13 protein-coding genes are annotated in these 13,616 nt (G+C 66.8%); 11 read left to right on the top strand and 2 right to left on the bottom strand.

Annotated elements, in window-relative coordinates; translation table 11 throughout:
- The first annotated feature begins 22 nt into the window (after positions 1-22).
- The 5 genes from HG262_RS18130 (at position 23) to HG262_RS18110 (ending at position 4,665) form a co-directional block, all read left to right on the top strand.
- Positions 23-880: an enoyl-CoA hydratase family protein gene (locus tag HG262_RS18130; protein WP_169272332.1), complete on the top strand. Its 858-nt coding sequence runs from the start codon at positions 23-25 to the stop codon at positions 878-880.
- Positions 881-882: 2 nt separating this feature from the next.
- Positions 883-2,052 (top strand): acyl-CoA dehydrogenase family protein, encoded by a 1,170-nt coding sequence (locus tag HG262_RS18125; RefSeq protein ID WP_169272369.1) that lies wholly within the window; start codon positions 883-885, stop codon positions 2,050-2,052.
- A 66-nt stretch (positions 2,053-2,118) separates the two neighbouring features.
- Entirely contained in the window at positions 2,119-3,759 is a 1,641-nt protein-coding gene (locus HG262_RS18120) for an AMP-binding protein (protein ID WP_169272331.1), read from the top strand.
- Between the two features lie 21 nt (positions 3,760-3,780).
- A complete protein-coding gene (locus tag HG262_RS18115) occupies positions 3,781-4,206 on the top strand; it encodes a thioesterase family protein (RefSeq protein WP_169272330.1) in 426 nt (141 codons plus the stop codon).
- Positions 4,207-4,257: 51 nt separating this feature from the next.
- Positions 4,258-4,665, top strand: a complete 408-nt coding sequence (locus HG262_RS18110; RefSeq protein WP_050447060.1) for a RidA family protein — start codon at positions 4,258-4,260, stop codon at positions 4,663-4,665.
- Between the two features lie 131 nt (positions 4,666-4,796).
- On the opposite strand, the gene HG262_RS18105 is transcribed toward HG262_RS18110, so the two are convergent.
- On the bottom strand, positions 4,797-5,777 hold the full coding sequence (locus HG262_RS18105; RefSeq protein WP_169272329.1) for an AraC family transcriptional regulator: 981 nt from the start codon (positions 5,775-5,777) through the stop codon (positions 4,797-4,799).
- A gap of 229 nt (positions 5,778-6,006) precedes the next feature.
- Between HG262_RS18105 and HG262_RS18100 the strand changes: the two genes are divergently transcribed.
- Genes HG262_RS18100 through HG262_RS18075 form a run of 6 tightly spaced genes read left to right on the top strand, consistent with a single transcriptional unit; the run spans position 6,007 to position 11,782 of the window.
- Positions 6,007-7,185, top strand: a complete 1,179-nt coding sequence (locus tag HG262_RS18100; RefSeq protein ID WP_169272328.1) for an ABC transporter substrate-binding protein — start codon at positions 6,007-6,009, stop codon at positions 7,183-7,185.
- Positions 7,186-7,232: 47 nt separating this feature from the next.
- Entirely contained in the window at positions 7,233-8,477 is a 1,245-nt protein-coding gene (locus HG262_RS18095) for a dienelactone hydrolase family protein (RefSeq protein ID WP_169272327.1), read from the top strand.
- A gap of 9 nt (positions 8,478-8,486) precedes the next feature.
- Positions 8,487-9,830 (top strand): aromatic ring-hydroxylating dioxygenase subunit alpha, encoded by a 1,344-nt coding sequence (locus HG262_RS18090; protein ID WP_169272326.1) that lies wholly within the window; start codon positions 8,487-8,489, stop codon positions 9,828-9,830.
- Positions 9,821-10,354: an aromatic-ring-hydroxylating dioxygenase subunit beta gene (locus HG262_RS18085; protein ID WP_169272325.1), complete on the top strand. Its 534-nt coding sequence runs from the start codon at positions 9,821-9,823 to the stop codon at positions 10,352-10,354. Before HG262_RS18090 ends, HG262_RS18085 begins: the two co-directional genes overlap by 10 nt.
- The gene (locus HG262_RS18080) at positions 10,354-10,962 is read left to right on the top strand and encodes an isochorismatase family cysteine hydrolase (protein ID WP_169272324.1); all 609 of its coding nucleotides are present in this window, start codon (positions 10,354-10,356) and stop codon (positions 10,960-10,962) included. Before HG262_RS18085 ends, HG262_RS18080 begins: the two co-directional genes overlap by 1 nt.
- Positions 10,963-10,975: 13 nt before the next feature.
- Positions 10,976-11,782, top strand: coding sequence for an SDR family oxidoreductase (locus HG262_RS18075; protein ID WP_169272323.1), 807 nt, complete (start codon positions 10,976-10,978; stop codon positions 11,780-11,782).
- 67 nt (positions 11,783-11,849) lie between these two features.
- Here HG262_RS18075 and HG262_RS18070 read toward each other — a convergent pair whose 3' ends face one another.
- Entirely contained in the window at positions 11,850-13,613 is a 1,764-nt protein-coding gene (locus tag HG262_RS18070) for a FapA family protein (RefSeq protein WP_169272322.1), read from the bottom strand.
- Between the last annotated feature and the right edge of the window lie 3 nt (positions 13,614-13,616).

Here is a 13,616-nt window from a genome sequence, read left to right as displayed (position 1 = left end):
CAGGATAACGAACGGAGACACCATGAGCACCCAGTCCGAAGAGCACACCATGAAGCACCACAAGCGTCCGCTGGCCGGCTATCAGGCCAAGACGTTCCTGTGGCAGGTGTCGGCCGATGGCAAGATCGGAACGGTCACCTTGAACCGGCCGGAACGCAAGAACCCGTTGACGTTCGATTCCTACGCCGAACTGCGCGACCTGTTCCGTTCGCTGGTGTATGCCACCGACGTCAAGGTCGTGGTGGTGACGGGCGCGGGCGGCAACTTCTGCTCGGGCGGCGATGTACACGAGATCATCGGCCCCCTGACCAAGATGACCATGCCCGAACTGCTGGACTTCACCCGCATGACGGGCGATCTGGTCAAGGCCATGCGCGCCTGCCCGCAGCCCATCGTGGCCGCGGTGGACGGCGTTTGCGCCGGCGCCGGCGCGATGGTGGCGCTGGCCGCCGACATGCGCCTGGGCACACCGGCCGCGCGTACCGCCTTCCTGTTCACGCGGGTGGGCCTGGCGGGCGCCGACATGGGCGCGTGCACTTTGCTGCCGCGCATGATCGGCCAGGGACGCGCGTCCGAACTGCTGTACACCGGCCGCGCCATGACGGCCGACGAGGGCGCCAGCTGGGGCTTTTTCAATGCCCTGCACGACGCCGACAAGCTGGGCGAAGCCGCGCAGACACTGGCCGCGCAACTGGCCGCGGGCCCGACGTTCGCGCACGGCGTCACCAAGAAGCTGCTGCATCAGGAATGGAACATGGGCGTGGACGAAGCCATCGAGGCCGAAGCCGAGGCGCAGGCCATCTGCATGCAGACGCGCGACTTCCACCGCGCCTACGAGGCCTTCGTGGCCAAGCAGAAGCCGGTCTTCGAGGGGAACTGATGATGCGTGACGCTAGCTGGCTCGACTGGCCCTTTTTCGACGACGCGCACCGCAAGCTGGCCCGTGACGTCGACGCCTGGTGCGAAAAGTCGCTGGGCGACGTGGATCATCACGACGCGGATGCGGCGTGCAAGAAGCTGGTCAAGGCCATGGGCCAGGCCGGCTGGCTGCGCTACGCGGTCGCGGGCGGTCCCGGCGGCGCCTGGGGCGGCGCGTTGCCGGAGGTGGATTCCCGCGCCGTCTGCATCCTGCGCGAAACGTTTGCCCGCCATGAAGGGCTGGCCGATTTCGCGTTTGCGATGCAGGGCCTGGGCAGTGGTGCCATCTCGCTGATGGGCACAGACGAATTGCGTCAACGCTACCTGCCGCGCGTGGCAAGCGGCGAGAAGATCGCCGCCTTTGCGCTGTCCGAACCCGACGCCGGGTCGGACGTCGCCGCGTTGGCTTGCGAAGCGAAGCTGGACGGCGACCACTATGTGCTGAACGGCGCCAAGACCTGGATTTCCAACGGCGGCATCGCCGATTTCTACGTCGTCTTCGCCCGCACCGGCGAGGCGCCGGGCGCGCGCGGCATCAGTGCCTTCGTCGTGGATGCCGACACGCCGGGCTTCGAGGTCAGCGAACGCATCGAACTGATCGCGCCGCATCCGCTGGCCACGATCACGTTCGACAACTGCCGCATCCCGGTGTCGCATCGCCTGGGCGACGCGGGCCAGGGTTTCAAGCTGGCCATGATGACGCTGGATATTTTCCGCGCATCGGTGGCGGCGGCCGCGCTGGGTTTTGCCCGCCGGGCGCTGGATGAAGGTTTGGCGCGCGCCAAGTCGCGCCGCATGTTCGGCCAGACGCTGGCCGACCTGCAACTGACGCAAGCCGCGCTGGGCGACATGGCGACCGCCATCGACGCCTCGGCGCTGTTGACGTACCGCGCCGCGTGGATGCGCGACGTGCAAAAGCTGCGCACCACGCGTGAAGCGGCGATGGCCAAGATGATGGCCACGGAATCGGCGCAGACCGTGATCGACCGCGCGCTCCAGATGTTCGGGGGCGCGGGGGTGGTGTCGGGGATGCCGGTGGAGAAGCTTTACAGGGAAATCAGAGCGCTGCGTATCTACGAAGGCGCCACCGAAGTGCAGAAGTTGATCATCGCCCGTGAATTGCTGAAGGCATAAGGGGCCATCGAGCCCTGGCCATTTTGCAACGCCAACCACACCGCACCGCATCGCAAGGGGAATTACATGGAAAGCTCCGCCCACATCGACACTTTCGCCCGGGACAATCTGCCCCCGGGCGACCAATGGCCAGAATTCCTGCTGGACGGCCCCGACGTGGCCTATCCGAAGCGGTTCAATTGCGCCGTCGAACTCGTCGACGCCATGGTCGACCGCGGCTTCGGCGAGCGTGTCGCGCTGCGCTGGCGCCAGGACGGCAAGCCGGCCACGATGACCTACCGGGAACTGGCCGCGTTGACGAACCGCATCGCGCGCGTGCTGACCGAGGACATGAAGCTTGTCGCCGGCAACCGTCTGCTGTTGCGCGGGCCGAACAACCCGATGATGGCGGCATCCTGGCTGGCGGCGATCAAGGCGGGCCTGGTGACGGTGCCCACGATGCCGCTGCTGCGTGCCAAAGAGCTCAAGCAGATCATCGAGAAGGCGGAGATCCAGGCGGTGCTGTGCGATGCCCGTCTGAAGGACGAGGCCCTGTTCTGCGCGCAGCCTGGCCACGAGCACCATTGCGCCGGCTTGTCGCAGATCATGGTTTTCAATGACGCGGCGCCGGATGCGCTGGACGCGCTGGCCGCGGCCAAGCCGGACGATTACGCGGCCTGCGATACGGCGGCCGACGACGTGTGCCTGATTGCGTTCACCAGCGGCACGACGGGTTCGCCCAAGGGCTGCATGCACTTCCACCGCGATGTGCTGGCGATGTGCGACCTGTTCCCCAAGCACGTCATCAAGCCGGGGCCGGACGACATTTTCTGCGGCACGCCGCCGCTGGCTTTCACGTTTGGCCTGGGCGGCTTGCTGTGCTTCCCGCTGCGCGTGGGCGCCAGCACGGTGCTGGCCGAAAAACTGACGCCGGAAAGCCTGTTGGAACTGATCCAGGACTTTCGCGCCACCATCGTCTTCACCGCGCCCACGTTCTACCGCCAGATGGCGGCGCTGGTCGGCAAGTTCGACCTGTCGTCGTTGAAGAAAAGCGTGTCGGCCGGGGAAGCCTTGCCGGACGCCACCCGCCAACTGTGGAAGCAGGCCAGCGGCATCGAGATGATCGACGGCATTGGCGGCACGGAAATGATCCACGTGTTCGTGTCCAGCCCGCCGGAGTCGGTCAAACGGGGTGCCATTGGAAAGGTCGTCCCGGGCTATGTGGCGCAGGTGGTGGACGACGAGATGAATCCGGTGCCCAACGGCACGGTGGGCCGGCTGGCCGTCAAGGGGCCGACCGGCTGCCGCTACCTGGCCGACGAGCGCCAGCGCCGCTTCGTGCAGAGCGGCTGGAACCTGCCAGGCGACACCTTCATGCAGGACGACGAAGGCTATCTGTTCTACCAGGCGCGCAATGACGACATGATCGTGTCGGCGGGCTACAACATTGCCGGTCCGGAAGTCGAGGACGCGCTGCTGCGCCACGAGGCCGTGGCGGAGTGCGGCGTGGTGGGCGCGCCGTGCGACGAGCGCGGACAGCTGGTCAAGGCGTTTGTCGTGCTGAAACCGGGCTATGCGCCCAGCGATGAACTCGTGGCGGCGATGCAGACTTTCGTGAAGGCCAGCATCGCGCCTTACAAATACCCGCGCGCGATCGAATTCGTGGCGGCGCTGCCCCGTACCGAAACGGGCAAGCTGCAACGTTTCGCGCTGCGCAAGATGGCTTGAACTGGCAACCGGGAAATCATCATGGCCGCTCCTTTCATCAGCCAGGTAGAAGTCCGCTTCCGTCATTGTGACCCGGCGGGCATTGTCTTCTACCCGCGCTATTTCGAGATGATCAACGACTTTGTCGAAGAATGGTTCGACAAGGGCATGGGGCTGCCGTTCCACGCGCTGCATGTGGATCGTCACATCGGCACGCCGATGGCGTCGGTGACGTGCGATTTCAGTGCGCCCAGCCGCTGGCACGAACGCTTGCGCCAGACGCTGGAGGTGCAGCGCATCGGCGGGGCGTCGTTCAAGGCGCTGGTGCGTTTCGAAGGGCCTGACGGCCAGTTGCGGTTGTCGGCGACGCTGACGATCGTGACAGTGGATTTGCGGACGATGAAGTCGATGCCGCTGCCTGCGGACTTGCGGGAACGCATGCAGGATTATCTGGCCGGCGCGGCGTAAGCGGCGCGGGCCACCCTGTAGTTTGTTTTCTTAAAAATAGGATGAGACGTTATGAAGATTCTGCAACCGCCGGATTGGATGGCGCCCCGGGGCTATTCGAATGGCGTGCTGACCGAAATGACGGTGGGCAGCAAGCTCGTGTTCGTGGGCGGGCAGGTGGGGTGGAATGGCCAGCAGCAGTTCGAATCGGATGACTTGGCGGACCAGGTCCGCCAGACGCTGTCGAACATCGTGGCCATCCTGGCCGAGGGCGGCGCCAAGCCTGAGCATATCGTGCGGATGACTTGGTATGTCACGGACAAGGACGCGTACGTGGCGGCGTATCCGGCGATCGGAAAACACTACCGCGAGTTCATCGGCCGGCATTTTCCGGCGATGACGGCGGTGGAAGTGGCGGATCTGGTTGAGGATCGGGCCAAGGTGGAGATTGAAGTGACGGCTGTGGTGCCGGCGGCTTGATGCTTTGACGGGAGGCGGGGGGCGGGTTCTTTTGACGCCCGGCGCGGGGGCGGCCTCGTGGCGCTTACGCATCGTCTTGCGTCGTGGCGTTACGGGTCCGTCGTACGTGGCACCCCCGTACGGCGACCCCATCAACCGCGTCGCGTCTCCCTCGGCAATTCGCCGAAGCGTTCCCGGTAATACTCCGAAAACCTTCCCAGATGTCCAAACCCGACGCCCAGCGCAACCTCGGTCACGCTGGCGGTGGCGTTTGTCTTCAGCTTTTGCCTTGCCGTGTCCAGCCGCAGCGCGCGTAGCGCGTTCATGGGGGTGGTGTCGCGGTGTTCCTGGAACAGGCGGGTCAGGGCGGTGGCGCTGGCGCCGGCGTGGCGGGCGATGTCGGTCAGAGTGAGGGGGGCGGCCAGGTGGTCGCGCATGTAGGTTTCGGCCAGCGTCAGGCGGCGCGGGATGGCCGGGGTTTGGCCGGACTGGGTCTGCCAGGTGTTGGGCTGGTTGTAGAGCAGGTGCAGGATCAGGCTGTCTTCCATGTGTTCCAGCCACGCGGCGGGCGGGCGAGGGGCGCCGTCGTCCAGGGTGGGCAAGAGATGAATAAGGGCGCTCATCATGCTGCGCCAGACGGCGCCGATAGGGGTGTCCAGGCGTAGCGCGGGGCTGAAGTCCAGCGGGCGGGTGGCGGCGTCGCCGAAGGCGTGCCGGCCGATGGCTTCCAGTTTGCCGCGGGGGATCTTCAGCAGCAGTTGTTCGCAGCCTGCTTCCCAGTGCAGCCGCAGCGGGCGGTTGGGGGCGATGACGGCGGCGCAATCGGGGTTGGCGTTCACGCGCTCGTCGCCGCAGTCGATGCAGGCGCGGCCGCGCAGCGGCACTTGCACCAGCATGAAGTCCTGCAGGCGGTCGGGTTCGATGTGGACTTCGGCGCCGTAGCGCAACGTACAGACCGTCAAGGAGCCGAAGCGGCCCCGGTTCAGTTCGGCGTCCACGCGGCCGCCCTTCCAGGTCAGTCGGTGTTCCTTCAATGCTTCGGACACGAGCGTGCGGGTCTCGTCCTGCTGGGTGGAGCTGAACACGCGCCGTTTGAGCAAGGGCGCAAGCGTGAGTCGGGACCAGCCGTGCATGGATGCCTCCGGGACGGGAACGCTCCCGTATCTGCGGCCAGAGTAATTTAATCGTCCCGGCTTGGGAATTAAGTGAATCCCGGATAAAACCGACCATATTCGGATAGAGCGGAGCGCCTTGGCGGCATACGCTGGGAGGCGACGTGGATCGGCAGCACGCATGAACCGACGGCAGACGGGATCTGTCAGCTTTCCGCCAGCGCGGCTGGCGGTGGAAACGGGGTGGCTCATGAATCGAAATCTCTGGAGCCGGCGCGCGCTGGCCGCGTTGGTCTGCATGGCGGCGGCGGCGGGGGCCTCGGCGGCCGACAAGGTCAAGGTGGGGTTGCTGACCACGCTGTCCGGGCCGGGCTCGGCGCTGGGCAACGAGATCCGCGACGGCTTCAATCTGGCGCTGCAGCATACGGGCGGCAAGCTGGGCGGGCTGCCGGCGGAAGTGGTGGTGGCCGACGACCAGCAGAAGGCGGATACCGGCCGCCAGGCCGTAGAGCGCCTGCTCAAGCGCGACCGCGTGGACATCATGACGGGCATTGTGTTTTCGAACGTGCTGTTGCCGGTGATGCCGGCCATCCTGCAGTCGGGGACGATCTATCTCAGCACCAATACCGGGCCGGAAAACTATGCGGGCGCGGGCTGTAATCCGAATTTCTTCGCGGTGGCGTGGCAGAACGAGGACATTCCCGCCGCCATGGGCAAGTACGCCGCCGACCAAGGCTACAAAAGCGTGGCCCTGATCGCGCCCGACTATCCCGGTGGCCGCGAATCGTTGAACGGCTTCAAGCGCCTGTACAAGGGCGGCCTGTCTGAAGAGATCTACACCCAGCTCGGCCAATTGGACTACGGGGTCGAGATCACGCGGCTGCGCGCCAGCAAGCCGGACGCGGTGTTCTTCTTCCTGCCCGGCGGCATGGGCGTGAATTTCATCAAACAGTTCAACGGCGCGGGCCTGTCAAAGGACATCGCGCTGCTGGCGCCCGGCTTTTCGGGTGACGAGGACACGATCGCGGCGGTGGGTGCGCCCATCCAGGGGTTGCGCAATACCTCGCAGTGGGCCGTCGACCTGGACAACCCGGCCAACCGCAAGTTCGTCGAAGACTTCAAGAAGACCTATAACCGCAGCCCGACGCTGTATGCCTCGCAAGGCTACGACGCGGCCATGCTGCTGGACAGCGCCGTGCGCCAGACCGGCGGCAAACTGGAGGCGGACGCGTTGCGCCCGGCCTTGCGGCGTGCGGACTTCAAGTCGGTGCGAGGCGACTTCAAGTTCAACCGCAATCAGTATCCGATCCAGAACTACTACCTGCGCGTCGTCGAGGCGGGCGCGGATGGCAAGCTGGCCAACAAGCTGACGGGCACGGTGCTGACGCAGTACCAGGACCCCTTCGCCGCTTCGTGCCAGATGAAGTAGGCCGGCCCGATTCACGCGATACGCATCACGCCTTACAGGAGAACCGCATGACCCTGAACATCACGACGCGCGAGATCACGATCCCCTCGCACGATGGCAAGTCCTTCGGCGCCTACGTGGCCGTGCCGGCTGCGGGCCACGGCCCCGGCCTGGTGCTGTGCCAGGAGATCTTCGGCGTCAACGATTTCATGCGCCGCGCGGCGCAGTTGCTGGCGGAAGAGGGTTACGTGGTGGTGGTGCCCGACCTGTTCTGGCGCCAGCAGCCCGGCATCCAGCTCACCGATGGTCCGGCCGACATGCCGCGCGCGTTCGAGCTCTACCAGGGCTTTGACGTGGAGCTGGGCTTGAAAGACATCGCGTCCGCGATCGCCGTGCTGCGCGGCTTGCCCGAGCAGCAGGGCGGGGTGGGCGTGCTGGGCTATTGCCTGGGCGGCAAGCTGGCCTATCTGGCCGCCTGCCGCACCGATGTGGACGTGGCGGTGGGCTACTACGGCGTGGGCATCGAAAGCAGCCTGGAAGAAGCCGCCAACTTGCGCGGCCGCCTGGTGCTGCACATCGCCGAGCAGGACGGCTTCTGTCCGCCCGAGGCGCGCCAGCGCATCCTCGCGGCGCTGGGCGGCAAGCCGGGCGTGGAACTCTACGTGTACCCCGGCATGGATCACGCGTTCGCGCGCACCGGCGGCGACCACTACGACAAGCCGTCCGCCTTGATGGCGCATCAGCGCAGCATGGCGGCCCTGCAGCGCGCCATCGGTCCCGAGTTCGATTATTCGGCCTTGTGGGACAAGCACTGCGAATATGAATTCGGCACGCGCGATGTGGCGGCCACCATGGCCACGATGGTGGCCGAACCGTACGTGAACCATATCCCGACGATGACGGGCGGCGTGGGCCACAAGGAGCTGTCGCGCTTCTACCAGCACCATTTCGTCAACAGCAACCCGCCCGACACGCGGCTGGTGCCGCTGTCGCGCACGGTGGGCGCGACCCAGATCGTGGACGAACTGCTGTTCTGCTTCACGCACACGACCGAGATTGACTGGTTGCTGCCGGGCGTGGCGCCCACGGGCCGGCCGGTGGAGATCCCGCTGATCGCCATCGTGAAGTTCCGGGGCGACAAGCTCTATCACGAGCACATCTACTGGGACCAGGCCAGCGTGCTGGTGCAGGTGGGCCTGCTGGACCCCAAGGGCCTGCCCGTGGCGGGTCGTGAAACGGCGGCGAAGCTGCTGGACGAGACCTTGCCGTCCAACACGCTGATGGCGCGTTGGAAAGATAGCGAGAACAAGTAGGAGGCCGACATGTCTTATTCGCAAGAACAATTGGCCGCGATGGTGCGCGGCGACAGCGTGCACCGCGCCGTCTATACCGATCCGGCCATCTTCGACCTGGAGATGCAACGGATCTACGGCCACGCCTGGATCTACGTGGGCCACGAAAGCCAGGTGCCCAAGACGGGCGACTACCACACCACCCGGCTGGGCGACCAGGACGTGCTGATGGTGCGCGCCTCAGACGGCAATGTGCATGTGCTGTACAACCGCTGCCCGCACAAAGGCGCGAAGATCGTGGCCGACGGCGAGGGCTGCGTAGGCAAGTTCTTCCGCTGCCCCTACCACGCCTGGACCTTCAAGCTGGACGGCGGCCATCTGGGCGTGCCGCTCAAGCAGGGCCTGGAAGGCACGTCCTACGACCCGAAGGATCCGACGTTCTCGATGCGCCGGCTGGCCCGCGTGGAAAGCTACCGCGGCTTCGTCTTCGCCAGCCAGGCGAAGGACGGGCCGGCGCTGACGGACTTCCTGGGCGGCGTGCGCTCGTCCATCGACAACCTGTGCGATCGTTCGCCGGTGGGCGAGGTCGAAGTCGCGGGCGGCATCTTCCGAGTGATGCAGCGGTCGAACTGGAAGGTGTTCTACGAGAACCTGCACGACACGATGCATGCCCGCGTGACGCATGAATCGTCCTATGCCGCGGCCCGCGACGAGGCCAAGGAAATGGGCGAAATGCCGCTGGAGCTGCACATCATGGACGGCAACGGCGAGCCCTACGAGTTCTGGGAGAAGCTGGAGCTGCGCGCCTACGACAACGGCCACGGCTATATGGAAGGCATCTTCAACCCGGGCGCCGCCGAGCGCGATCCGGTGTCGCGCGCGCACTTCGAGACGCTGACGGCCGCTTACGGCGAGGAGCGCGCCCGCGAGATCCTGGGCATGAACCGCCACAACACGGTGATCTACGGCAGCGGTTCGCCGCATACGGTGTTCCAGCAGTTCCGCGTGATCCGTCCGGTCGCCGTGGACCGCACGCTGATCGAGATCCAGACCTTCCGTTGCAAGGGCGCGCCTGACGGAGTGTTCAAGCGCGCCATGCTGTATGCCAACGTCATCAACTCGCCGTCGTCCAACGTGATGCCGGACGATATCGAACTCTACAACCGCTGCCAGGAAGGTAACGCCACGCGCGGCGGCGAATGGGTCAGCATGCACCGCTACCACGGCAGCGACCGCAGCGACGCCGATGGCCTGGTGTCCGTCAACGGCACCAGCGAATTGCCCATGCGCAACCAGTTTCGCGCCTGGAAGACCTATATGGAAGCCGGCGCGGCGTCGACCGCGCCCGCCACGGGAGAAGGCGCATGTTGCTAGACCTGGATTTCGACGTCGCCACCACCGGCCTGGCGCCGGCCGACGTGCCGGCGGACGCCTACCACCGCATCGCCCAGTTCCTCTACCGCGAGGCGCGGCTGCTGGACGAACGGCGCTACGACGACTGGCAGTCGCTGTGGACGCCGGACGGCATGTACTGGATGCCGCGGGTGCCGGGCCAGCAAAGCCCGTACGATCACATTTCGCTGTTCTGGGAAGACCGGATGCTGCGCGACGTGCGCATCCGCCGGCTGGAGCACCCCCGCAACTGGTCGCAGCAGCCGCCTACGCGCAGCGTGCGGCTGGTGGGCGGCGTGCAGGTTGAAGGCGTGGACGCGGGTGGCAACCTGGTGGTGCATTCGGCGTTCCAGATGACGGAATGGCGCAAGCGCCAGCCGCGCCAGCTGGCGGGCCGGTACACCCACAAGCTGGCCGCCGAAGGCGACGGCTGGCGCATCCGCATGAAACGCGTGGATCTCGTCAACTGCGACGACGCGCACGACGTGTTCGAGGTGTTCGTGTGATGGGGGTTGACGCCGCGGTGCTGGCGCTGCACTACCAGAACGACGTGCTGCATCCCGACGGCAAGATCCGCGTCGGGCTGGACGCCGACCGCGGCGCGCGCCAGCGCCTGCTGGACAGCGCCGCCGCGTTGCTGGACGGCGCGCGGGCGCAGGCGCTGCCTATCGTGCACGTGCGCATCGCCTTCCGGCCCGACTACGCCGACCTGCTGCCCAACTGCGCGATCTTCCGCAATGTGGCGACGATCGGCGCGGTGCCCGAAGGGCAGTGGGGCAGCGCCTTCTACGAGGGCTTGCAACCGTTGGCCGGCAGCCCCCGCGAATTCATCGTGAAGCACACCCGCATCAGCGCGTTCTACGGCACCCCGCTGGAGGAAACGCTGCGGGTGATCGGCGCGCGCCGCCTGGTGGTGGCCGGCGTGGCGACGCATTCGGTCGTGGAGGGAACGGTGCGCCATGCCGCCGACATCGGCTTCGACGTGATGGTGGCCGAAGACGCGTGCGCCTCGGCCGACGAGGCCGTGCACCGGGCGTCGCTGGCCAGCATGCGGCTGATTGCGCAAACCGGCTCGGTGGCGGATGCTGTGCGCTGGGCCGCCGCGCCGCATTGATCAAGGACTATCCATGGATTTTTCAGGCTTTCCCGGCTTGGCCGGCAAGACCGCCATCGTCACGGGCAGCACGCAAGGCTTGGGCGCCGACATCGCGCGCGGCCTGGCCGCGGCAGGCGTGAACGTGGTGCTGGTCGGGCGCAACGCCCAGGCGGGCCAGGCGATGGCCCGGGAACTGGACGACCGGGCGTTGTTCTGCGAGACCGACATCGGACAAGACAGCCAGATCCAGCACGCGATCGACGCCGCGCTGGCGCGCTTCGGCCGGCTGGACATCCTGGTCAACAACGCCTGCCAGTACGCGGACCGCGGCCTGGCGTCCTCGCGAGAGGAGTGGCACAGCACTCTGGACACCAACCTGGTGTCGGCCGCGATCTTCACGCAGTTTGCGGCGCCGCACCTGCCGCGCGGCGGCGTGGTGGTGAACCTGGGCAGCACGGGCGGCAAGTTCGGCGCGGCCGGGCGCGCCCTGTACCCCGCCTCCAAGGCGGCGCTGCTGCAGATCACCAAGAATTTCGCGGTGGAACTGGCGCCGGCCGGCGTGCGCGTGTTGGCGGTGTCGCCGGCCTGGACGTGGTCGCCGTCGGTGGAACAGTTGTCGGGTGGTTCGCGCGAGGCGGCTGACGCGGTGGGGGCGCACTTCCACCCGCTGGGCCGCGTGGGTTCGGGTAGCGAGATCGCTGCCGCTGTTTGCTTCGCGTGTTCGGATGCCGCGTCCTGGATGACGGGTGTAGATATCCCGGTGGACGGCGGGTTCTCCATCCTGGGGCCAGACCGCGGCATTTCACCGCGAGTCTGGTTCAAGGAACTGGCGCCCTGATCCGGGCCGGGGCGCGCCTGCCCCGGTGCCTTCACCGGCGCCGTGGCTGGCGCTGCTGGCGTCTGCGTCAGCGGATGACGATCTCGCCTTCTTCCAGCCCGGCTTTGCCGCCGACCTGGTCTTCCAGGAACTCCTGCATCTTGTTGCCCAACTGGATCTTCGTGCCGCTGCAAAAGCGCCGCGTCGCCGTGATGACGGCGGTGTGCAGCGGCAGCAGGTCGCGGACCAACTGCGCTTCTTCCGCGTCCAGCGCCAGCAGTTCGCCGCTGAGCTTGCCGTGGGTGTTGCGGGCGCGTTCCACCACGTCGCCGGGGGCGCGCTGAGGGTTGGCCTTCAGGAACATCAGCAACTGTTCCAGCTTGGCCTTTTCCTCGTTCATTTTCAGGCGCTTGCGCGTCAGCGCCGAACGTTTGATGTCCGCATGCGGATCCAGCCCGGCCTGCACCATCGTGGGGATGCCCGACGGCGAGCCGATGGTGCCCGCGCGCACGGCATTCAGCGCGCGGGTCTGACCGCCGGTGATGGCGCTTTGCTGCGTGTTCGGCGGGCCGACCAGCACGCTGCCGCCGGCGGCGATGCTGCTCTGCCGGATCTCGCGCTCCACTTCCACATCCTGCCCGGCGCTGATGATCGCGTTTTCGATGAACTTCGCTTTCAGCGCGCCGCCACAGACGATATGGGCGGTGCGGGCGGTGGCCGCGGCGTCCTGCAGGGCCTCGGCCATGCCGATGATGCCGCCCTTGACGGTCACGCTGCCGCCCGCTTCCACCAGCGCGGCTTCGATGGTGCCGTTCACGACCACGTCGCCCGTCACGCGGACTTCCATGGTGGCCGCGATGTCGCCGCGCACCTGCAGCGACCCCTCAAAGGTGATGTTGCCCGTGGACAGGTTGACGGCGTCGACCTCGACCATCGGATTGACCTGCACGCCCTGGCTGATCAGCTTGGGTGTGCCGGCGATCGTGGCGCGCAGCAGCAACGGGTCTTCCGGGTCTACCTCCACGCCCGAGATGTCCCGGGAGAAGGGGGTATCGGGCATTTCGTCCGGCAGGACGGGTTCGCCCAGCACGTTGGTGCCGTCCACGCCGGGCAGCGGCGGCACGCGGCGCATCAGCGGCGTGCCGGGCGAGACCAGCAGCAGGCTGCCCAGGTCGCGGTAATCCACCTGGGCCAGTTCGTCGATTTCCTGCGCGCGCGGCTTCAGGCGGTCCAGCAGGCTTTCAAAGCGGGTCGGCGTGCCGCGCGTGGGCGGCGTGCCCTGGGCGATCATCACGGTGGCGGCGCGGCCCTGCTCAATGGCTTCGGCCATGGCCTGTTGCAGCACGCCATGCACGATGCCGCGGTCGGCCACGGCGTGGCGCAGTGCGTCCAGGGTGACAGGCTGGCCGCCCTTAGGCGGATGCAGCGTCAGCAGCGCGGCCATCCGGCTGGGGTCGAGTTCCAGCTCGAACGAGCCGTCCACCACCTGCCCGACGGGGAATTGCACCGGCTCGACGGCGCTGCGGCACTGGTCGATGAACGCCAGCACGGCATGGTTGTCCAGCGCCTCGGTGGTCCAGCCTTGCGCGACGACGGCGGCGGTCAGCGTGTCCCAGGTGGGCAGGTCAAGGTTGACGACGGGGGCGGCATCCACGGCGACGTCGGTGTCGGCGTCCAGTTCGGGGGAGGCCTCGCCGCTGGCCGTGTCGGCCGTCTCGGCCACTTGGGCTGCTTGGGTACCCCCATCATCGTCCTCGTGCGCAGCGACAGGGCGCGGAGGCGGCGTATAGATGGCCGTCAGGACGTTGGTATTGGCATCCAGCACTAGCTGGAGCGTGTTTTCTGCGTCCATCTC

It is taken from the genome of Achromobacter sp. Bel (genome assembly GCF_012928505.1).
In the GTDB taxonomy this organism is placed as follows: domain Bacteria; phylum Pseudomonadota; class Gammaproteobacteria; order Burkholderiales; family Burkholderiaceae_B; genus Achromobacter.
Note: the sequence above shows the minus strand (reverse complement) of the source record. Positions and strands in the feature narration are given on the sequence as shown.